Origin of the sequence: Bifidobacterium catenulatum DSM 16992 = JCM 1194 = LMG 11043 (genome assembly GCF_001025195.1) — a bacterium.
GTDB lineage: Bacteria > Actinomycetota > Actinomycetes > Actinomycetales > Bifidobacteriaceae > Bifidobacterium > Bifidobacterium catenulatum.
The window spans coordinates 1,707,884-1,729,104 of sequence record NZ_AP012325.1 but is presented as its reverse complement, the minus strand read 5'-3'; the positions used below and the strand labels follow the sequence as shown (position 1 = coordinate 1,729,104).

17 protein-coding genes and 3 pseudogenes are annotated in these 21,221 nt (G+C 55.1%); 17 read left to right on the top strand and 3 right to left on the bottom strand.

Annotated elements, in window-relative coordinates; all coding sequences use genetic code 11:
• The first annotated feature begins 245 nt into the window (after positions 1 to 245).
• The 5 genes and pseudogenes from BBCT_RS07235 (at position 246) to BBCT_RS07225 (ending at position 6,601) form a co-directional block, all read left to right on the top strand.
• Positions 246 to 1,913 carry a sugar transferase gene (locus BBCT_RS07235; protein ID WP_033512973.1) on the top strand — a complete coding sequence of 556 codons (1,668 nt, stop codon included), beginning with the start codon at positions 246 to 248 and terminating at the stop codon, positions 1,911 to 1,913.
• 508 nt (positions 1,914 to 2,421) lie between these two features.
• The gene (locus BBCT_RS08990) at positions 2,422 to 3,138 is read left to right on the top strand and encodes a hypothetical protein (RefSeq protein ID WP_003835516.1); all 717 of its coding nucleotides are present in this window, start codon (positions 2,422 to 2,424) and stop codon (positions 3,136 to 3,138) included.
• Positions 3,026 to 3,754, top strand: a complete 729-nt coding sequence (locus BBCT_RS08985) for a hypothetical protein (protein ID WP_160245615.1) — start codon at positions 3,026 to 3,028, stop codon at positions 3,752 to 3,754. The genes BBCT_RS08990 and BBCT_RS08985 overlap by 113 nt, the downstream gene beginning before the upstream one ends.
• 554 nt (positions 3,755 to 4,308) lie before the next feature.
• Positions 4,309 to 5,882 (top strand): annotated as a pseudogene (istA, locus tag BBCT_RS08980) (IS21 family transposase).
• 86 nt (positions 5,883 to 5,968) lie between these two features.
• Positions 5,969 to 6,601: an ATP-binding protein gene (locus tag BBCT_RS07225; protein WP_229027290.1), complete on the top strand. Its 633-nt coding sequence runs from the start codon at positions 5,969 to 5,971 to the stop codon at positions 6,599 to 6,601.
• 105 nt (positions 6,602 to 6,706) lie between these two features.
• Here BBCT_RS07225 and BBCT_RS07220 read toward each other — a convergent pair.
• From BBCT_RS07220 to BBCT_RS07210, 3 genes and pseudogenes are all read right to left on the bottom strand, one after another.
• A pseudogene (locus tag BBCT_RS07220) lies at positions 6,707 to 7,071 on the bottom strand (helix-turn-helix domain-containing protein); the annotation flags it as partial.
• A gap of 63 nt (positions 7,072 to 7,134) precedes the next feature.
• Positions 7,135 to 7,464: pseudogene (locus BBCT_RS07215) on the bottom strand (transposase family protein); the annotation flags it as partial.
• A gap of 31 nt (positions 7,465 to 7,495) precedes the next feature.
• Entirely contained in the window at positions 7,496 to 8,677 is a 1,182-nt protein-coding gene (locus tag BBCT_RS07210) for an acyltransferase family protein (RefSeq protein WP_003835510.1), read from the bottom strand.
• 212 nt (positions 8,678 to 8,889) lie between these two features.
• Here BBCT_RS07210 and BBCT_RS09380 point away from each other — a divergent pair, with 212 nt between their 5' ends.
• The 12 genes from BBCT_RS09380 to BBCT_RS07150 all read left to right on the top strand — a co-directional run bounded on the left by BBCT_RS09380 (position 8,890) and on the right by BBCT_RS07150 (position 21,215).
• A complete protein-coding gene (locus BBCT_RS09380) occupies positions 8,890 to 9,459 on the top strand; it encodes a hypothetical protein (RefSeq protein WP_192816174.1) in 570 nt (189 codons plus the stop codon).
• Between the two features lie 132 nt (positions 9,460 to 9,591).
• The gene (locus tag BBCT_RS08970; protein WP_003835508.1) at positions 9,592 to 9,936 is read left to right on the top strand and encodes an integrase core domain-containing protein; all 345 of its coding nucleotides are present in this window, start codon (positions 9,592 to 9,594) and stop codon (positions 9,934 to 9,936) included.
• Between the two features lie 521 nt (positions 9,937 to 10,457).
• Positions 10,458 to 11,879 (top strand): polysaccharide biosynthesis tyrosine autokinase, encoded by a 1,422-nt coding sequence (locus tag BBCT_RS07200; RefSeq protein ID WP_033512971.1) that lies wholly within the window; start codon positions 10,458 to 10,460, stop codon positions 11,877 to 11,879.
• A gap of 51 nt (positions 11,880 to 11,930) precedes the next feature.
• Positions 11,931 to 12,422, top strand: coding sequence for an acyltransferase (locus BBCT_RS07195; RefSeq protein ID WP_033512970.1), 492 nt, complete (start codon positions 11,931 to 11,933; stop codon positions 12,420 to 12,422).
• Positions 12,415 to 13,572, top strand: coding sequence for a glycosyltransferase family 1 protein (locus BBCT_RS07190; protein WP_003835505.1), 1,158 nt, complete (start codon positions 12,415 to 12,417; stop codon positions 13,570 to 13,572). Before BBCT_RS07195 ends, BBCT_RS07190 begins: the two co-directional genes overlap by 8 nt.
• Positions 13,573 to 13,586: 14 nt before the next feature.
• A complete protein-coding gene (locus BBCT_RS07185) occupies positions 13,587 to 14,783 on the top strand; it encodes a hypothetical protein (protein WP_003835504.1) in 1,197 nt (398 codons plus the stop codon).
• A complete protein-coding gene (locus tag BBCT_RS07180; protein WP_003835503.1) occupies positions 14,783 to 15,886 on the top strand; it encodes a glycosyltransferase family 4 protein in 1,104 nt (367 codons plus the stop codon). The genes BBCT_RS07185 and BBCT_RS07180 overlap by 1 nt, the downstream gene beginning before the upstream one ends.
• Positions 15,886 to 16,869, top strand: a complete 984-nt coding sequence (locus tag BBCT_RS07175) for a glycosyltransferase family 2 protein (RefSeq protein ID WP_003835502.1) — start codon at positions 15,886 to 15,888, stop codon at positions 16,867 to 16,869. Before BBCT_RS07180 ends, BBCT_RS07175 begins: the two co-directional genes overlap by 1 nt.
• Positions 16,866 to 17,852: a glycosyltransferase gene (locus BBCT_RS07170; protein WP_003835501.1), complete on the top strand. Its 987-nt coding sequence runs from the start codon at positions 16,866 to 16,868 to the stop codon at positions 17,850 to 17,852. The genes BBCT_RS07175 and BBCT_RS07170 overlap by 4 nt, the downstream gene beginning before the upstream one ends.
• The gene (locus tag BBCT_RS08965; protein ID WP_081450285.1) at positions 17,849 to 19,048 is read left to right on the top strand and encodes a glycosyltransferase; all 1,200 of its coding nucleotides are present in this window, start codon (positions 17,849 to 17,851) and stop codon (positions 19,046 to 19,048) included. The genes BBCT_RS07170 and BBCT_RS08965 overlap by 4 nt, the downstream gene beginning before the upstream one ends.
• Positions 19,045 to 20,190, top strand: a complete 1,146-nt coding sequence (locus BBCT_RS07155; RefSeq protein WP_003835499.1) for a glycosyltransferase — start codon at positions 19,045 to 19,047, stop codon at positions 20,188 to 20,190. The genes BBCT_RS08965 and BBCT_RS07155 overlap by 4 nt, the downstream gene beginning before the upstream one ends.
• Complete coding sequence (locus BBCT_RS07150; protein WP_003835498.1) at positions 20,187 to 21,215, top strand: glycosyltransferase family 2 protein; 1,029 nt, start codon at positions 20,187 to 20,189, stop codon at positions 21,213 to 21,215. The genes BBCT_RS07155 and BBCT_RS07150 overlap by 4 nt, the downstream gene beginning before the upstream one ends.
• Positions 21,216 to 21,221 lie beyond the last annotated feature (6 nt).

The window sequence follows — 21,221 nt, the reverse complement described above, 5'->3', positions numbered from 1 at the left end:
TGCAACAGGGGAGTATGGAGAATATGTGGGTATATGCGCATGCAATCTCACGTTTACGGAACGGACGTCAACTTTTCATCCGTTCTTGCTGCGCGTTTCGCGGTATCTCGTCAAAAGCAAGTGTTTCCAATAGTGATTTAACCGCAAAAGCGAGTTGGAGGTACGGGGCTTATAGTATGCTTCCTTCGCAGAGAGAATACCCCCCTGTTTTCGAGGGTGGGGTGGGGATGGTGGGAGGAGAAGTCATGCAAGGTGGTTTCCGCAGCTCTGAGCAGGATTCGGATCAAGTAGTGAGAACCCAGAAAATCCATATCGTCTCTTCTGACTCTCGTCATCAGGATCAGAAGCAGGAGCGGCATCAGTCACAAAACAACAGCCCTCAGTTTGAGCCGATGACGTTTTCGAACACGCCATTTTCCGTTGGTGAAGATGGAAGACGCAAGGGCAGGCGGAGTCAGGTTGTGCCCGCATGGCGTTATTTTTTTGTCGCTTGCCTGGTGATGGTCGATCTTGCGGTCATGCTGATTTCGCTGTCCATCAGTCTTTGGGTCAATGATGCCGCATATAATGCCATCAATGGGGCTATGCCGTTCTGGCTGTTCCTCGTCTGCTTCAGTTTCATCTGGGTGTTGAGTCTCACTTTTGCTGGAACGTATCATCGCCATGTGATGGCGGAAGGCTACGAGCTGTATGCGAAAATCATCAATGCGTCGCTGCTCACCATCATCACTTACTGCTCGCTTGCTTTTATTTTCAATCTTTCCTTGCCGCGAACCGCGCTTATCGTCGCTCCGATCATTGCATTCTTCCTAGAAGTCATCGCCCGTTGGCAGATGCGTCAGTGGCAGCATCGCAGCCGTCAGAAGGGTGCCTGTAAGTATAAGACCGTGGTGATCGGCTCTTCCGACGGTATCAATCGTGCGTTGCGTACCATGCGGGACTACTCCAATTGGGGGTATTCGCCGATTGCCGTGTGTCCGATCGAAGTTGACGGTAATGAGAAAGACGCTTATGTGGTCACGTCGTTCGAGCCTGATCCTTCCATTGAAGGTGCCGACAAACTGAAGGTGATCCCGTTCAATGCCGCTTTCCCGCGTACGTGCGAAAGCTTGGGTGCGCAGGAAGTGTACGTTGCCGACGTGCTTTCCCGTGATTCCGAAATGCTGCATGGCATTTCGCTTGCGGTCGAATCCCTTGGCATGGAGCTTGCGTTGGCCGTGTCTCTGGCAGATGTGAGCGGTCATCGCCTGTACTTGCGTAATACCGCCGAACAGCCTGTATTGTTGGCCAGTTTGCCGCAGTATACGAATACGACGTACGTGATTAAACGCCTGCTGGATATCGTTGGTTCGGCTTTCGCGCTGCTGATTTTCTCGCCGCTGATGTTGGGTACGGCGCTCGCCATCAAGCTTGATGACGGTGGTCCGATTTTCTTCTCGCAGAAGCGTATCGGTTTGCATGGCAAGCCGTTTACCATGTATAAATTCCGTTCCATGGTTACCAATGCGGAAGAATTGAAGAAGAAACTTGCCGAAGAAAATGGACAGACCGATCGTTTCATCTTCAAAATGAAGGATGATCCGAGAATTACGAAGGTTGGTCGTTTTATTCGTAAGACTTCGTTGGATGAATTCCCACAGTTCTTCAACGTTTTGAAGGGCGACATGTCTTTGGTTGGTCCTCGCCCGGCTTTGCCGGAAGAGGTTGCCCGCTATGGTTCCCTTTATTCCGCGCGACTGCTGGTTAAGCCTGGTATTGCCGGTCCTTGGCAGGTTTCCGGCCGTTCGGATCTTTCGCAGGAGCAGAGCGAATATCTGGACGTTTCCTATATCGAAAATTGGTCCATTGCAGGCGATCTTGCGATTCTCGCAAAAACCGTGCTCGTGGTCTTCCGCGGCACCGGATCTTACTAAATTCAGCGGTACTTTTCGCACGAATCGTCGTGCAAATCAGAGCGCTTACTCCCGGAGCGCTCTTTTTGTATTTCCTGACTTGTGCAGACGGAGGATGTGTTTTTGTGTGGTGGAGTTTGTTTGGTTGCGACCGCGCTGTTTTTAGCCATGGCTTCGCTTGTTTGGATTCAGCCTCACTTGTTTCTTGATGGGAAACAATTATTTGTCACACGTATATTTTTGTAGTTTATATGATGGATTTATTTTTATGGGTAATATTGTAATACTCATGTGAAACAGATTCAACTTATGTAATCAGGTCCACTATAACTAAAGATTGTCTTTTGATATATCTCATATAAGATTTGGATTTTCAAAATAGGTAATTTGCTTTCCTTCGCGTATTATGAGATAATTAATGCAACGTGGCGCCATGATTTCTGTAACGTCATCCCTCACAGCTGAGGGTGGTCCCACGCACTTCGGTGCGGATTGAAATATGCAATAGAACCTATAAAAGGAAATAATCATGCGTAGTCATGAGAAGCGGGTGAACATGTGCCCGCGAACGCAAGGTAAGTATTTGGTTTCGGTGGTGCTGACCGCTGTTTTCGCGATCGCGTCGCTGTTTGGAACGCTGCTGTTCTCTACAGATACGGTTGCCGATGCCGCCGAATCTCAGGCGGTCGCGCAAGTGGGCAACACAACCTACGCGAGCGTACAGGAGGCGATTGGGCGAACAACGTTGAAGAATACGACGGTCACATTGCTAGCCGACGTGACGGAAAGCGTTATGATTACGCCACCGAAAGGCGTACGAAACGTAACGTTTCACCTGAACGGGCATACGCTGCAAGCCGCTGAATCCGGTGGAGCTGCTGGGTTTGCTGCGATCACTGTGCCTGCGAACATGCAGCTCACCATTGTCGGCCCGGGAACGGTTGCTGGCGGAACACAGCCTGCAGTCGATTGCCGTGGCACATTGCGCGTGGAAAGTGGCACGTTCACTTCAGACGCGACGCTGATGCGCTTTGCCGAAACGGATGAGACTTCCGCGCAAGGCAGTTTTTCGGGCGGAACGTTCACCGCGCCGACGCTATTCAACCTGCTGGATGACGCTAAAAATCTTGGCTATGACTGTTCGCGGTGGCGAATACCGGGGTATGATCCCAGCTGGACTGAACACGCTCGCCTTGTTGAGTGGCTCGTTCTCCGACTTGTCGAATCTTGCGCCGTACTTGGCTGACTCGCTTGGGCTGATTCCAGGCGGCACTAGCGGTGATGGTACGGGTGACGGAATGTTCCATGTCGGCGATCTGGCGATCTCCAGTAAGCAGACTTTGGTGGAATTGGATCCGGCGAGCGGCCTTCAGCAGCTGAGTGCTGACGACCTACTGACCTTGACGGGAACGCAACTGAACGGCATCGCTGACTACCGTCTTGTGGTGGATAGTGACCAATTGCAGGCGTTGAACGATCAGATCGATCGCGCAATGCAGGCGGTTGGGAAGAGGAAAGCCTTCGAAGCCGTGAGCCAGAACATCACCATCAGCGCCGTGCGCAATGGTGCGGATGGTGTTATAGATGCAAACTCGAGTAGGGGAGCGGGCATACAGTTGCGCACCTCCGACCATGATGGCATAAGCGCCCAAGTGACGGTAACCATCAAAGCCGTCGCCGAGCCAGATGAACCAGAAGAACCTGGCAAACCCGGCGATTCAGAAAAGCCGGAGAAGCCGGAAATGCCTCGCTCCGGATCCGCAGTGCAGGCGCTCGCCATCATCTCGCTGCTACTGGTGATCGCTTCCGCAATTTGCGTATACGCAACGGCCCATCTGCGGTCGTCGTATCTGCACAACTAGTATTTTCCGCCCTTTTCTTGAGCTGTATAGACGCAAAACGCTAGTAATGCAGACGTGAAACCGCACTCCGATCATCGGATCCGAATTTCTTCAATCCGATAATCGGAGTGTTGCTCTGCGATCTGGCTTCTCGAAGTGCTGAGATACACCGTTAACCCTTCTCCTTTGGAGGAAGAAGGCTCTTATGCCTCTTATGCCTATGGCAAGGCTGGAATAAAGAACAGGATGTGGTGCTGTCGCGCGCGGGGCCGGTCCGTTTGTTGACGTCTTCACTGATTCGCTAGGTTCTTCTCTTGGGCTGCAAGAGAAGAACCTTTGGCGGAGGCTGTGAAGGCGTTTCCGTTGGGTGTATACGTTTTTCCGTACTTATGACTGCTGAGGAACCGGAAAACAGCCCCTAATTATGTGACCGGTGGCATGGATGGCACCGAGCCCGGTGACATCAGAACCGTGCTGTTCCTGTATGCTCCGGCGAATGGCCGCTTGATGGATTGGAAGTTTCAGAATTCCGATTTCACCATGCGAGGGACGTGTGGTGGAAGGAGCTGCCAGCAATGGTACGGAAAATACAGGCGAAACTGGTCCTGCGTTTGCATGGCCAGGGGTTATCGGGACGCGCGATCGCAAGGTCCCAAGGCATGTCGCGCCGGAGCGTGGCCGACGTGCTGGACGCAGCGAAGGCCGCCGGCATCGGCTGGGATGACGTCGCTAACAGGCCGGACGACGAGGTATACGCGCTGCTGTTCCCCGGGCGCGGGGAACGTGAGAGCGTGTATGAGCAACCCGACTGGGGCAAGGTCCACCGGGAGTTGGCCCGTGTCGGCGTGACGTTGAGGATTCTGCACGGCGAGTATGTGGACGAATGCCGGCAGTCGGGTAGGCCCCATATGGGTTATGACAGGTTCTGCAAGCTGTACGCCGCGTACGTGGCGAGACTCGGCGTGACAAGCAGGGTGGAACATAAGGCCGGCCGCACCATCGAGGTCGACTGGGCCGGCAAGACCATGCGCATCGTCGATCCGGTCACCGGTGATTCGTCGACCGTGTACCTGTTCGTGGCGGTATTGCCGTTCAGTCGGTACGCGTTCGTGGAACCCACCCTGGATATGGGGCAGAATTCGTGGCTGCGGGCCCATGTGGCGATGTACGAATGGTTCGGCGGATCCACGCCGCGCCTGGTGTGCGACAACCTGAAGACCGGCGTGATCAAGCATCCACGTGAGGGCGAGATCGTGTTGAACGACGCGTACCGGGGCATGGCCGAGCACTATTCGGCCGCTGTACTGCCCGGACGGGTGAGGAAGCCGAAGGACAAGCCGTCCGCGGAGAACACCGTGTGGCACGTCACGATGGCGCTGGTCGGCGCGATGCGCGACCACGAGTTCGGATCGCTTGACGAACTGCGGGCCGCGATACGCGCCTGGCTGGCGGAATACAATTCCCGTGCGTTCCAGAAGCGCGACGGGTCCCGGTCGTCGGTGTTCGAATCGGAGGAGAAACCGCTGCTGATCACGTTGCCGCTGATGCCTTACGAGGTGGCGGACTGGGTATACGGCCGCAGGGTGCAGGCCAACAGCCACGTCGCGTATGCGCGCAACTGGTATTCCGTCCCGTACGCGTACATCGGTTCCACGGTGGACCTGCGGATCGGCGCGAGCATGCTCGAGGTCTGGCATGGGGAACACGCGGTTGTGCTCGCACCGGCTCCTGCCGGCGACGGCATCCAACCAGTGGTCCACGAACGAGTCCGACCTGCCCGGCAAAGCCGCGTGGAGACCATGGGACAGGAAACGTTGCGAGCAATGGGCCCAGCGAATAGGCCCCGGCTGCGCCGCCGTGATCGGCAGGCTGTTCGCCACGGAACGCCTCGACGAGCATCCTGCGGCTGTCGAAACGCTATTCCGCCCAACGTTTGGAGAACGCGTGTTCGCTGTCGCTGCGGTCGATCGCTTCGCCGCGGTATTCGCACATCAGACCGATCCTCGAATCCGGCCAGGACGCCACGGGCGGGATCCCCGACGGCGCCGTTGACGACGTCGGATGGGTGCGCGGCGGCGATTACTACGCGGACATGGGAAGGTGGACGCGCGATGATCATCGACACCGAGACCAAACGCAAATTGCGTGAGATGAACGCATCCGATCTGCTTGACGCGTTCGAACGGCTCGACGAGCGAACGACGGCGCCCATGAGCCACACGGAGGTCGTCAGGCTTGCGGTCGACAACGCCCACTCCGGTCACATGGACGCCAAGATCCAACGCCTCGTCAAACGCGCGGGTCTGCGCTACCCCCCCCCAGGCGGACCTGAGAACCATCGACCTGGGGGAGGAACGCAGGCTCGACCGGAGCGTGATCGCCGGTCTCGACGCCGGGAACTATCTGGAACAACGGTTGAACGTCGTGTTCCAGGGAGCCACGGGATCGGGCAAATCCCACCTGCTATGCGCGTTGGTGAAATCCGCGTGCCGGGCACGGTACCGCGCAGTCTACGTCCGAATGCCAGACCTGGCCGAGCAGGTGACGGTCGCGTCGAACAAGCCAGGAGGAGTGCCCAAGCTCGTGCGCAAATACGCCACCTACAACCTGCTCGCGATCGACGAATGGCTCGTCGACAAGCCCGACGAACTATTCAAACGATTCCTCCTGGAGCTCATGGAGCTCCGGTACGACACCGTCAGCACGGCGTTCGCCACGCAGCTGGCGACCAAGGAATGGCACCGTCAGCTCGGCGGCGACACCATCGCCGACACGATTCTCGACCGCATCGTGCACAACGCGATCTGGATTAATACAGGCGAGTACAACATGAGGCAACGCCACGGGCAAGCCATGCTCGACAACTAGCCCCGAAGGCCGACGGCTTCTAACCAATCCGCCACCGGCCTTCTCCCGCCATAATGCTGGTCCCCAAGCACAATAACCAGTGGCCTCAAAAGCTACAAATATTCAGTAGGTGGAGCGGGGAACGCCCAGTATCCCGCACTGCGCCGATATCGGATAACGGGAGGCGTTGGCCCGTATCACTGCTACTTTCGTGCGAGTACCGGCGCCGCCTGTTCTGAAACGTCCACCTCCATCTCCAACTGTCGGTCGCGTCTCCCCGGCCCGACCGGCTCGTTCTGCTCGGGCGTGCGGTCGTCCGCGGCCCGGGTGAAGCCGCTGTTGCGGATGTCTTGGACCCAGCGCCGCAGGGTCGATCGCGCGATGTCGTACTCGGCCCCGGTCTCCCGGGATGGCTTGCCGCTCTCGTACAACTGCACGATCTTCCGTTTGAACGCCTCGTCGTAGTGGCGGGGATGTTTCTGGTCGGCCATCGTCGGCCTCCAATCTCACGTCATTCGTCCCTCATCGGACTGTCTAATACATTGTAGCCAATCCAGCGTGAACCCGCTGCCCGGACGCGCCCACGGCACCGTCACAGTCTTCACGCCGTGCTCCGGGCACGCCACGCGCGGCACGGAGGCGTGGATGAACGCCTTGCACTGGAAGAAATTCAGATGCCGCCATACACGCTCACGCACGTCATGCACCGGGCGCGCCTCCTCGGGGCATGACGCCTCGGGACAGTGGAAACGGGAGCCGGGCCCGTACCTAATCGTGATGTGCAGCTCCCGCTCACCCGCGTCGGTATCGCGGAACTCCACATCGGTGACGTGCCAGGGGTCGACGAGTTGCAGGGCAGCGGTGAACAGCATCGTGGTATCCATGCCACCAAAACTACCCGACCGTCGTCACCGCCTAACCCGCTTCACCCACACCAAACAGCGAAAGGCCCTTAAATGAGATGCTTCGTTTCCACAGTAAGTCGAACCAATGTCCGTGGCGTCGGTCGATAGTAAAGGCGAATAGTGCTTGACGAGCGAAATCAATCAGGATACAGATCGCGTAAATCGTGAGCAGTATGCCGAGGATCTGCAGAATCGCGAATGGCTGCTGGTAGAGGTCTTGCAGATTGAACAACTTGACCCAGAACAGTTTCCTGGAGGCCGCGTAGTCGGTGATCAGGTACACGGCGAACGCGGACTGCGCGATCCGGTTGATGGTCCGATTGTGGAAGGTGACGCGGTCGAACAGCAGGAACATGCCGAAGCCGACCATGATGACGGGCAGCTTCCAATCGCCGGTGATGTATATTCCCATGTCGTACCCGAGCAGCGACAATGTTATGGAGGCGCAGGTGTACAACAGGAAAAAACCGAGACCTGTGCCAATCATCAGCCAGACCTGTCTGGTGGTGAACGGTTCCATGTACCACTTGTAGGCGGAGATTAGGATGAACAGGTAGATGAACCCGAAGAAGCCGTCGTTGATTCCTATCATTCCGGGGATGAAGCTGGTCAATCCCCATATGACCAGCACGGTCGCGGCCAGCGCGAGGTGGTATTCGCGGCTGAGCACCTTCAAACCTTTGGAAAGGAAGGGGAGGAGCATTAGGAAGATGGCGTAGGCGGTGGCGTACCACCAGATGCCTGTGCTCAGGGGTACGAGGCTTCTGACCATGAGTTTCGGTCCGAGGTCGGCTCGGTCGAACACGAGGTAGAACATCATAAGCGCGAGGCTCCAGAACAGGAGCTCGCGTTCCATGATCCATACGCGCTTGAGGTTGGATTTGATGGTCTGCTCCCTGTCGAGGAAGAACCATGCGGAGATGGAGAAGAAGATGACCACGCCGACCTTGCCGCCGCCGGCCATGACGAGCTGGAAGAAGATCCGCTCCGGCCCCAGGGGAAGATTCAGCTCGTCGTAGCCGTTGTGAACGACGAAGTGGTGCATGAGGATCATGAACATCGCGATGATGCGCAGCAGCTCGATGCTGGAATTCCTCTGCCCCTCCCTATTTGCGATTCGGGAATGTGCCGGTGCGCCGTGTTTGACGTTTACGCGGTTGTCGTTCTCCGTGGCCTGGTTCTTCTCGCTCACAATTCTTCTCTAGTCTGTGGTCTCTCTTTCCCCCCGAATCCTACATGTCCAGGCCGACTGGGATATTTTACGAAAAGATAAAATCGAACAAATGTTTGAGTGTGTGGTATGCTGCCGATGAGGATTAGATAGGTGTGAGTCGGAGAACGGGGATATTGTCTCGGCGGGGAAGAGATTAATGTATGAACTATATTCGGCAAAAGGTTAGTGGAATGATTAAAGCCATTGGAACTTTTTTGAATACCGAACATCCGGGGCTTACCAATGTTTCAGACATATTCACGCTTGGTATTTCCGTGATTTCCATCGTTATTGCTTTTATGTCATATGACTATGTGAAGAATCATGACCGGCAGATCGCCAAATTTGAACAAGCGAATGAGATATCGTCTTGGGTGGTACATGATTCGAAAGGCGGCGTTCAGATGGTGGAGAATTCTCCATTAATGAAGGTTTCCGTCAATAATGGTTCGGATCAGCCGATCTATGATGTCGTTTTAACTTCTGGAACATATCAAGGGGCTGGCGCCGATTATTTGAGCGGGACAAATAATACTGTTTGTGTAGGTACCGTTCCTCCTGGGAGATTTACGACTTATGTTCCTTATCCGGGCGAAGGAATGCATGTTCGTGTTGAATCGGTTATTGCCTTTCGAGACAATAAGGGTAACAACTGGATTCGCAACGCTAAAGGCGTTCTTTCTGAAATCAAAACGAATTCATATGAATATCTTAAACTAGATCTTCCTCCAGATAATTGGCAATCCCTCGAGTCGGAATGACGAGACAAGATATTGTTGATATGCTGTTGGCGTCACCGCGTCCGGGAGGCGCATCGGTGGCATCATGCGCGAACAGGGCATGACGGGCGCGTACACGCGCAAGCGGTCCGAACCGCACGGTACGCGGGCCTGGTGCCGGGCGCGTTCGCCACGCTCGACTTCCCGCTGACGGACGTCCAGGTGTTCCACGCCGACCGGGGCGGCGGGTTCGACGACACGGAGATCGACGAGCCGCTCGACGTGTTCGATGTCAAAGGATCGCCGCCGCGCAGGGGCGGCCCCCACGGCAACGCCGTGGTCGAATCGATGGACAGGCTGCTGAAGAAGGAGCTCGTGTACCGGAACAGCTACGCCACGATCGGGCAGCTGAGGCGCGGCCCCGACGACTGCGTGTGGTGGTCCGACAACCGGCGGCTCCACTCCACCCTCGGATACCGGAGTCCGAAGGAGTTCACCGAACAGGGACTCGTCCTCTAAGAAACCGTCCAACACACCGCTGCCAATCCATCTGCCGTTCTGCGCGGCGTTCTTGTTTCTGGTCTGCAACGCGGCCATTCCACCTTCGCGGTACGCCTTGACCCAGTTGTGGACTGCTCCGACGCCCGCGCCGAGCCGTTCGGCGGCCCGCTTCTTCTGCATGCTACCCGGCACCGGTTCGACTGCCTTGGTCCTTTGTCCCCGGTGGGATGATGGGTTGGGTCATATGGCCGGTATACCGGGGATCCGCCGCCAGCCAGCGTTCCGGGCACGGTCGGTTAGCCCAGGTGCTTCGCCATCTGGGCCGTTGTCATCGACGTGGTGAAGTACAGTTCCACCGCATGCCGTCGTTCCTCGGGACCGGACATACGATAATCCTTTCGCTCGGTCTCCAAGAAAACACCCGCAGCCCGCTACCAATCCTTGTCGGGGGAAACGGTAAGATAGCTTACGAAATGGCTGAGCGTTTCTTGGCAAGTGGGGTGGAGCGCTCGCTTCAGTGTGAGAATGAGAGGGAACACATGACTATTTCGGACGTGCTGAGAGCTATCAAGAAGCATTGGATTGTGGAAATCGTGCTGTTCTGCGTGGTGGTGGGCGTTGTCGCGGGGACGACATTCGCCGCCACACCTATCTATACAGCAAGCACTGAGATATTGACGCAGTATGATTCCGCATCATCCAGTGAAAGCTCGACTACGACGAACCAGCAGCAATATGCGAATGGCAGCTCGCTGGCCAGCCTGTATCCCGATCTTGTCCAATCTGATGAGATTCTGCAGTCCGTTATTGACAACTTGGGTCTGCACACCACGCCGACTGCATTGCGTTCCAATGTTTCGGCGGCAACTAATGATTCATCTCCCATTGTCTACATTTATGCCACTGATTCGAATCCAGCACAGACCGTGCGTATTGTCAAAGAGTTGGTAAAGCAACTGAAGAAGCAGGTTTCCGCCATGGCGGGCCCCGACATCAATGTTTCCTTCGCCACCATCCAGGCGCCGGTGGAGCCTCGGGTCGCGTCATCGCCGAACGTCCAGGCGAATCTTGCCATCGGTATCGTTGCTGGTCTTATCATCGCGATGCTGGGCGCTGTTCTGCGCGAGATGTTCGACAAGGGCGTCAATGACGTTTCTGACGTGCAGACCGTTGTCCGCGATCCCGTGCTTGCATCCGTGCCGAAGGCTCACACTGTGTCCAATGGCGTCCCCGCCGTTATCACCAAGCCACGTGGCCGTGCTGCTGAAGAAGTCCGCCGTCTGACTACGAATATTTCCTTCGTCACTCCGAAGGACTTGAAGCAGCAGAACGTCATTATCGTGACTTCCACCAATCCTCGCGAGGGCAAGACCACAGTGTCGGTGAATATGGCTGCCGCATTCGCCGAAAAAGGCAAGAGTGTTCTGCTCATCGATGCCGATGTGCGCCATCCGTCGGTGGCCAAGGCCCTTGGCATGAACAGCGGCGTCGGCCTGGTCTCCCTGCTGGCCGGAGAGGTTTCCGCGAAGGAGGCCATCCAGCCGTATTGGAAGTCGTATCTGCAGGTTCTTCCCGCCGAAGAGCAGAAGACACCATCCGGCATCATCCTGGGATCTGACGCCATGCGTCAGCTGGTTGACCAGGCCGCCGAACGATACGATTACGTCATCGTCGACACCGCCCCGATGACGGTCGCCAACGATGCCGCCGTTTTCGCGGAAAAGGGTGGCGTACTGCTGCTGGTCGTGGGCCAAGGCGTCGCGCAGAAGAAGGCGCTGCGTGAGGTCGTGAAGGAATTCCGCATGTCCAAGACCGCCATCCGGGGCGTGGTGCTGAACATGGTGTCCGTGAACAATGCCGGCCGTTCCAGCTATTACTACCATGAGGATCATGAGGATGCCGGCTCTTCCTCCAAGCGAAAGTCCAAGTCGGGCATCTCCCGTTCCAAGAGCAAGCACTGAACACTCAGTGGTTATTCCAAGCGGACTAGTGAGTAGAACGGGGGAGAGTCGGTGGTAGTAGTGAAGCTGTGGTACCGGTTTACCGGAGCGCTACTGAAAGCTTTGTACAGGGTCATTTACGGCAGATCCATCCGTTGGGGCAAGGCGTTGCATTTCCGTAAGGGACTGCAGCTCACCGCTGAATTGGGCGGAACCATCACCATCGGCGACAATGTGTTCTTCAACAACGGTTGCGCCGTGCATGCCATCGAGGAAATCCGCATCGGAGACGGCACCATTTTCGGTGAAAACGTGCGTATCTACGACCACAACCATCGTTTCGTCAACGCGGATGAATCCATCAAAGGCCAAGGCTATTCCACGGCACCGGTTGTGATCGGAAAACACTGCTGGATCGGCAGCAATGTGACCATCATCAAAGGCGCCTCCATCGGAGACAACTGCGTGATCGGTGCGGGCTGCGTGATCGATTCCCCGATTCCGTCCGATACCGTGGTGCGTTTGGAACAACGGTTGATCAAGGAAGAGGTTCGTCATGCCTGAGCATTCCCCGTTGCGCGTATTGGTACTCGACACGGTTATGGACCGTGGTGGTGCCGAAACCATGATGATGAATTACCTTCGTCATTTCGACCGCGAGCAGGTCACTTATGATTTTCTGGTCAATCGCGATTACCATGCGGCCTATGAGGATGAGATCGAGGCGTTGGGCGGACGCATCTACCGCATGTGCCCGATGTACCCGCAGTATTTCGGACGGTACAAGCGTGAATTCCGTGCTTTCCTCCAACAGCATCCGGAATACCAGATTATCCATTCGAATCTTGAGGAACGCAGCTACTTCCCTTTGCGGATAGCTGCAGAGCAGGGCGTTCCTGTCCGCATCGCTCACGCGCACAACCGTCCGGTCGGATTCGACCTGAAATCCATATTCCGCGAGTATTTCCGCATGAGGTTGCCGAAATACGTCACACATATGTTCGCATGCGGCACTGAAGCGGGGGATTGGCTGTTCGGTGAGAAGAACCGGAGCAAGGTGATTCAGCAGCGCAACGCGATTGACACCTCCGCCTATCGCTACGATTCATCCCTTGCCACGAAGGTGCGTGCCGAATTCGGCGTCACCGACCCAGACACCTTTGTGCTTGGACATGTGGGAAGGTTCTTCCCGCAGAAGAACCATACATTCCTGATCGATATCTTCGCCGAAGTCCACAAGCAGTGCCCGAACAGCGTCCTGTGGCTCGTAGGCGGCGGCGAGCTGAACGACGAATTGAAAAACCAAATCAAGGCCAAGGTGGATGAGCTTGGTCTGCATGACGCAGTGAGGTTCCTCGGCGTACGTTCCGACGTGAACCGGGTTTTGCAGGGCATGGATTCCTTCATTCTACCAAGCCTGTATGAGGGGCTGCCGGTCACCATGATCGAGGCGCAGGCATCCGGTCTGCCCTGCACCATTTCCGACCGCGTACCCAAGCAATGCGACGTGACAGGCAATGTGCAGGTCATTGGCTTGGATGAGTCTCCAGCGGAATGGGCCAAGCGAATCCTGAACCAGCATGCCGCATATGCCGGAACGGATCGCGCTTCCGGTGCGGACACTGTGACCGATGCGGGGTTCGATATCAAAGCCAATGCGGAATGGCTCCAAAAATTCTATGTGGATGCGCTAGCCAAGGCCGAACGCATCTGAGGTGATTCTGATTCATGAACGATGAACTTGAACTGGCGGATAAAGGCGGTTGGTGGGAGAACCGAAACAAGAACGCGACTCTTATCCTTGTCTTTGTCGTGATGTTGGCGGCCAAGCTGCTGACCATGTTGCTCCCGGCGAAATATTTCTATGACAACAATCGTATTTTGGGCATGGCTAATGAGGATGTAGGAGTGCACGCTTGGGCTGGCACTTACATCGTTGCCGCCAATTTCTTCAAAAACATTAACGTCTTCAGTTTCACCACGATGAGCCAATGGAGCTGGTTCCTTGGTCTATCTCTGACGTTGGTTGTGTTTTTCATGGTGTTGAGACTTCCCGAGCCTGATATGGTACAGACCATTTTCCTGTTGTCCTGTATCGGTCTGCTGAATATCTATGTTTTCAACATCGGCAAGGACGTCATCCAGTTCCTGTTCTTCATGGCGGTGTATCTGGTACTGCTGATACCAATCGAGAACTCCTTCATGAAAATCGTTCTTGCAGCGGTGGTCCTGTATTTTGAGAGCAAGGTGTTCCGTTCGTATTACATACTGATCGCCGCATTTGTTCTTGCCATCTACTGCATTCTCGTGGTTTTCCGTAAAATTCGCAGGATTCCTCCTGCGGCTAAGATTGCTATCACGGTAGCCACGATGTACTTGTTGGTATGCGCGATGATGGTGGTGGCCAGTGTGCTCATGCCTGACGAATACCAACAGATTATGGATGTCCGTGACTACAGTTTGAGTGGCCGAGAAGGTGACGCCGACAGCGTCACCATCATCAAAAACTGGGTGGGTGGAGACAACTCCACGAGCCTGCCATTGTTCCTGCTGAACTATCTGATCAACGCGGTCCGCATGATGATTCCGTTCGAGCTGGCGGTGAAAGGTGTTCAGTATCTGCCGTTCTGCCTCTTCCAAGTGGCTGTCACCGTGTATCTGGTGCACCTGTTCGGCAAGCTTGATGAGATCGAGGATGACACGCAGTTCCTGGCCATTTCGATTTTCCTGGGCTATGTGCTTGCTTCGGTGCTGTTCGAACCGGACTTCGGATCATGGGTCCGTCATGAAGCGGCCACATTCCCTGTATTGCATTTGCTGGTGTTCTCCCCGAACCAGCGCCTGTCCCAGTGGAAACGGGATGTCAAAAAAATCAAAGGACGCGTCGGAAAGCACGCGAACAGCGTTGCAAGAGAGGATGTCTGATGCACGTCGGTTTTTTCTCCGGTGACATCACCCGTTCAGGAGGCACGGAGAATGTGTCCATCATGCTCGCCAACACACTTTCGGCGGGCACTGATTACACAATCTCCTTCATCAGCCTTTTCGAGGAGCATGACAGTCCGTTTTTCCCGATTGACTCGAACATCCAGCGATTCAGTCTGTATCCGACGGTGACACACGGTATCCAACATTATTTCGATACCTGCAAACGACTGCGGAACATCGTTGTGAAACAGCATATCGACGTAGTGATTGACATCGACGGCATTCTGGACATGTATTCCCTCCCGCTCAAAAGGAAAACTGGCGTAAAGGTAGTGTCCTGGGAACACTTTAATTACCTGCAGAATCCGGATGTGCCATATCGTAAGTTGACTCGTCGGTGGGCCGCCCGCAGCGCGGACGCCATCGTTACTCTGACTGAAACCGACAAGAAGCTGTACGAGACCAATCTCACGTTGAGATGTCCGGTCATTGCCATTCCGAACCCCATGCAGGCGCCTGAAGGCCCTGTCTCATATGACGTGGATTCCAAGCTGATTCTGAGCTCTGGCCGACTGGCATACCAGAAAGGCTTCGACTTGCTGGTCGACGTCGCCGCCAAAGTGCTGCCGGACCATCCGGACTGGCAATGGAAGATTCTTGGAGAAGGCGAAGACAGACCGTCGCTCGAGCAGAAGATTCATGATGCTCATCTGGACGGCCGGCTGACACTTGAAGGTCGAGTCGATGACGTGGACGCGTACTACAGGCGGTCCGCCATGTTCGTCATGACCTCCCGCTTCGAAGGACTGCCAATGGTGTTGCTCGAGGCTAAAGCACATCGTCTGCCATTGGTGAGCTTCGATTGCCCGACAGGCCCTGCCGAAATCGTCGAAGACGGTATCAACGGAGCCCTCGTGCTGTTGGAAGACATCGACGCCATGGCCAAGGCCATCAATGAGCTGATTGATGATTGCGCCAAGCGTGTCAAATATTCCAGCATGAGTGAGAACAACGCTCAACGTTATGACATGACTACGATTCTTAACGATTGGCTGTCATTGTTGCAGGCGTTCGATTCGAATGGGATGGTGTTGGACTGATGGACGGTAGACAGATAGTTTCCGTGATTGTTCCCGTCTACGGCGTGGAACGCTACCTCGACAGATGCATAAAGAGCATCGTCGAACAGGATTACAAGCAATTGGATATTGTTGTGGTGGATGATGGCTCACCGGACCGTTGCCCCCAATTGTGTGATGAATGGGCAGCCCGCGATTCCCGCATACGCGTGGTACATAAAAAGAATGGAGGTCTGGCCTCGGCCAGGAACGCGGGATTGGACATCATCGTTGGCGATCTGGTCACCTTTGTGGACAGCGATGATTATGTGGAACCAAACTACATCTCCGAACTGTTGAGCTGGCACGAGCAAAGCGGATCGGATGTGGTGATGTGCTCATGTCTGCATGATTTGGAGGATGGTAGTGTGGTCGCCGACACGCGAAGCACGCCCGAAGGAATCATGGACAGTGAGGAAGCCATGATCCAATTCCTATACCACCTGTCATTGGCAGGGCCGGTATGGGGGAAGATGTTCGACGCTCGGCTTTTCAAAGGTGACCATGGCATTCGCTTCCATGAAGGACTGAATAGTGAGGACTATTACGTGCTCACACAGGTGTTCCTGCGGATGAACAGCATTTTCGTACGGATGGAACCTCTGTACCATTACAGCATCAGACAAGGTTCTATCGTCCATATGAGCGTGTTCAACGACCATTCGTGCGACGAGATCCAGATTTCTGACTTATGCTGCGATTACCTTACCCAGCATGGCTACTCCGACAAAAAAGCCATGGACTACTTCCGTCTTCAGGGACGTGCCGATGTGCTGTTCAATATTTTCCAAAGTGACGCGCCGGCCGTGATATACCATCGTATTGCGCGCGATATGAGACATTTTCTTCGTCCGGTGCTCCATGATGACAGAGTTTCGGTTTCAAGAAAGGCTAAACTGCTGTTCCTGTCCTTCGCGCCCAGAACGTACCGTATGCTGCAACGGGTGTCCGGAGGCCGCCCATGAACGAGAAGAACCAACTGGTCAGCCTTATCGTTCCCGTATACAATGCGCGCGACTATCTAGACACGTGCGTCGACAGCCTGTTGCATCAGACACATGCAGATATTCAGGTGATTCTCGTGGATGATGGCTCCACGGACGGTAGTGCCGACTTATGCGATGCATGGGCCGACAAGGACGCTCGCGTCATGGTGATTCACCGTGCCAACAGCGGCGTTTCCGCGGCGAGAAACGCCGGACTTGACGCGGCGGATGGCGATTGGCTGGAATTCGTGGATGCCGATGATTGGCTTGAAGAGGAAACCGTCGAGGAACTGCTTGAGCTGGTCCATGACAGGCATGCGCAGATGGCCATATTCAATTACCGAAGTGTGCCGGCTGACGCCACCCCAAGCGCCGTGCACGCTCAGGAACCTGATTACCGGATTCCTTCCGGCGTCCTTTCCCGCAAGGACGCATTGGATTGCATCCTCGCCTATTCCGGAGTGAAAGGCTATGTGTGGAACAAGTTCTTCTCACGCGCGTTGATTGAGCGGGAGAATCTTCGGTTCGATTCGCGAATCAGCATGTGCGAAGATTTACTGTTCGACGTGGAATACGCGTCGTTATCTGCAGTGACGGTGAGCACTGACCGGTGCCTATACAACTACCGCAATAATCCTAACTCCACATCCCACAAGGTGGACTTGGAATCCGTGGCGACCTGTCTGGAGGCACACGAACACATGATGACCATCGTACCGAAAGAGTCAAGGTCCTCAGTATTAGCTTCCTATGCTATTTTGGCGGAGGAACTACTGTTACGTACCTACGCCATTAACGATCCGTCGCATCGGGACGAATATAGGAAGATTCTGTGCAAATACTGGTGGCATGCGTTGAAGCGATTGCATTCGCCCCGATATTGGATACGCATCCTTGGCGGAACCTTCTGCCCGTCACTGTTCTACCCCATCTGGAACCGCGTAAAGGGGAAAATATCGTGATTGATGCATCTCGTAAACGTATCGCCGTCTTGTGCGGTCTAGGCGATGGCGGAATGGAAATCGCCTTGGTTCGTTTGTTGCAAGATCTGGACTACAACCAGGTTTCCGTGACATTGTTGACGGCAGAACGCCAAGGACCCTTGCTGAACATGCTCCCGGATCAGGTTGCGGTCCGGCACTGCCATTTCACTTCCGCTTTCGCGTATGCCATCGGAGTCAATGACTTTTCTGACTGTGGCACGATTCGCCGCAGTCTCTACCGCCTCGGGCGCAAGCTCCTAACCATCGCCAGCAACGACAAACGCAATCTGGTGTACGACTACGCTTCTTCCCACATCGATGATTTGCCAACAGAGCATTTTGACGCGGTGCTCGATTTTCGAGGCTACGGATCGTTGACCACTACGCTCGGCGTGCAACTGGATGCGGACTTCCATGCGACGTGGATGCACGACGAACAGATGGAATGGCTGCCGTTGGCCATGCCATACCTGCATGGATACGACAAAGTCTTCTGCGTATCCGAATCGGTGAAACACAGATTCGTGGAGCAGGCTTCCGCGTACGCGGATAAGGCCGAGGTGCTGTACAACGTGCTGGATGCCGACGATATCAGGCGGAAGGCCTCGCAACCGGTGCCAGACGATTTCGCCGAACGTCCCAACAAATTGGTTACATTGGGAAGATTGCTTTCTCAGAAAGGCATTGACATCGCGGTAAAGGCGGCCGCTTTGCTACGCCAACGTGGACTGGACTTTACATGGCTGGTACTTGGCGAGGGCGACCAGCGGGCCGAACTGGAAACCATGATTCACGCGTACGGCCTCGAACACCATTTCATACTGAAAGGTCGCGTCGCAAACCCATACCCATATGTCGCCGCGACTGACATCTACGTGCAGCCGTCCAGATACGAGGGATACAGTCTGGCATTGCAGGAGGCAAGAATTCTGGCCAAACCAATCGTTGCCACCGACATACCCAGCTCGCGCGAACAAATTACCGATGGACACGATGGGATTCTGGTCCGCCCCGATGAAACCGCGTTGGCTGAAGGCATCATCAGACTATTGAACGACAAATCCTTGTGCGCCACCTTGAGCTCCAACCTCCAAGGCGGACGATTCGACTATGAGGATCAAGTTCGTCGGCTCTTCACACTCATCGACGATGCCAAGGGGAGTACAAGACCATGACGACGCAACCTATCCACATCCTCCAATGGGGCATGACCACAGGTTTGGGCGGCATCGAAACCTTCATCATGAACGTGTATCGGCACATGGATCGGACCAAAGTGCAATTCGATTTCCTGCAGGATTACCATGACGGGCCGTTGCATTTCGAAAACGAAATCCAATCCATGGGCGGCAACATATGCCGGGTCCTTGTGCCACAACGGGATTCACTGATCCGGTCACGCACATGTCTGCCGCGCTTCTTCCAACAGCATCCCGAAATCATGGGCGTCCACATGCACGCGAATTTCCCGTACGCGCTGCCATTGAAATATGCCCAGCGTGCGGGCATCGGACTACGCATCCTGCACTCCCATAACATCGAGGAGTACCAACACCACGAGAATCCGCTACGCGCATTGCTCTGGGACATGCGAGGCCAAGCCATCGCCAAAGACATCGACCGATACCCTACGCATTACTTCGCTTGCTCGGATCTGGCGGCGAATTTCATGTTCCCGAACAAGCCTTACACTTGGATCCGCAATGGTATCGACAGGGCGCAATTCGCATATAATGCAGCTGCACGGGAAAAAGCACGTCGCGAATTGAAGCTCAGCGACCACACCACAGTCATCGGATTCTGCGGTGGTTTTCGGCCACAGAAGAATCCTCTGTTCCTGCTGGACATGTTCGAACGCTACCATGCGATTCACCCAGACTCCGTACTGGTCATGGTCGGCGACGGTCCTCTACGTGACGAAATTGAATGTCGAATTGTCGAAAAGAACTTGGATGGATGCGTGCAGCTGCTTGGACAACGTTCCGATGTCGCGGAACTGTACCAGGCCATGGACGCCTTCGTACTTCCTTCGGTCGCCGAAGGACTGGGCATCGTATACATCGAAGCGCAATGCGCCGGACTGCCCTGCCTCGGTTCCGCTGACGTAGTTCCGGAGTCGGCCCGTGTATGCGACCTCATGCATTTCGAACGTCTGGGAAACGGACCGGACGCTTGGGCAACACGATTGGATGACATACTCAAACACGCGCCCGAACGAAGAAGCCGAAGCTCCGAAGTGAAAGTCGCGGGATACGAGATGTCCGACGTAGCCGCGCAACTGCAGGAATTCTATGTGAGGAACGCGAAAAGATCATGACAGACGAGACCAAACCGTCCTCATCGCCGCTTGTAAGCATCATCGTGCCGATACGGAACTCGAAACATTACCTCGATGATTGTGTGAACAGTCTGCGCTCGCAGACCTACCCGGACCTTGAGATCATACTGGTCGACGATGGGTCCACGGACGGGTCGGCGGAACTCTGCGACGCCATGGCACAAACCGATCAGCGGATTCGCGTGACTCATCAACCATGCAGAGGAGTGTCCGCGGCCCGTAATGCCGGATTGGATGCGGCTACGGGAGCATTCGTGACCTTCGTGGATAGTGATGACAGTTTGCGTCGTGAGGCAGTTGCCGAGGCTGTTCGATGTGCAATTACGCACTCGGCCGATATGGTGGTATTCGGATACGACGTCATCGAAGAACATGCCGACGGCAGCGTCACCGAGCAAGAAAGCAAAACCGTACGGCAACAGAATGTAATCGACACGCGGCGACGTCATGAGAAAACCGTGGCGAATCAGCTATGTGCACTCGACAACGATGAGCTGCTCTACCAATGTTGGGGGAAACTGTATCGTCGTTCAAGCATCGGGGATTTGCGATTTGCCGAGAATATTGCATTCGGCGAGGACATGCTGTTCGTTCTGGATCTGCTCACTCGTGGCATCCGTATGGCTTTTCTGCAACGGTGCCTGTACGTGTACCGGCAGCATATGGGCAGTTTGGTCCGGGGATTCCGATTCGGGAAAGCCCAGGAGCTGGAGTATGCCCATGGAAAGCATCTGGCGTTTTATCGAGATATGCTGATTAGTGAGACGAACAGATGCCACCTGTATTTGCGGTTGGCGAATGACGCGTTGTGGGCGATTCACGATGCCTGCAAAGCTGCGGGAACGGTCGATAAAACGGAATTGCTGCGTTTCGTACGGCATGTGGCATCATCGCCATATCGGAATGTGTATTTGCATGAGCTCAGGAATGCGGCCGTTAACAGGTCAACCAAAATCGCATTCGCTATAAACATGACATCGCTATGGAAATGGTATCTACGGTGAAGGAAC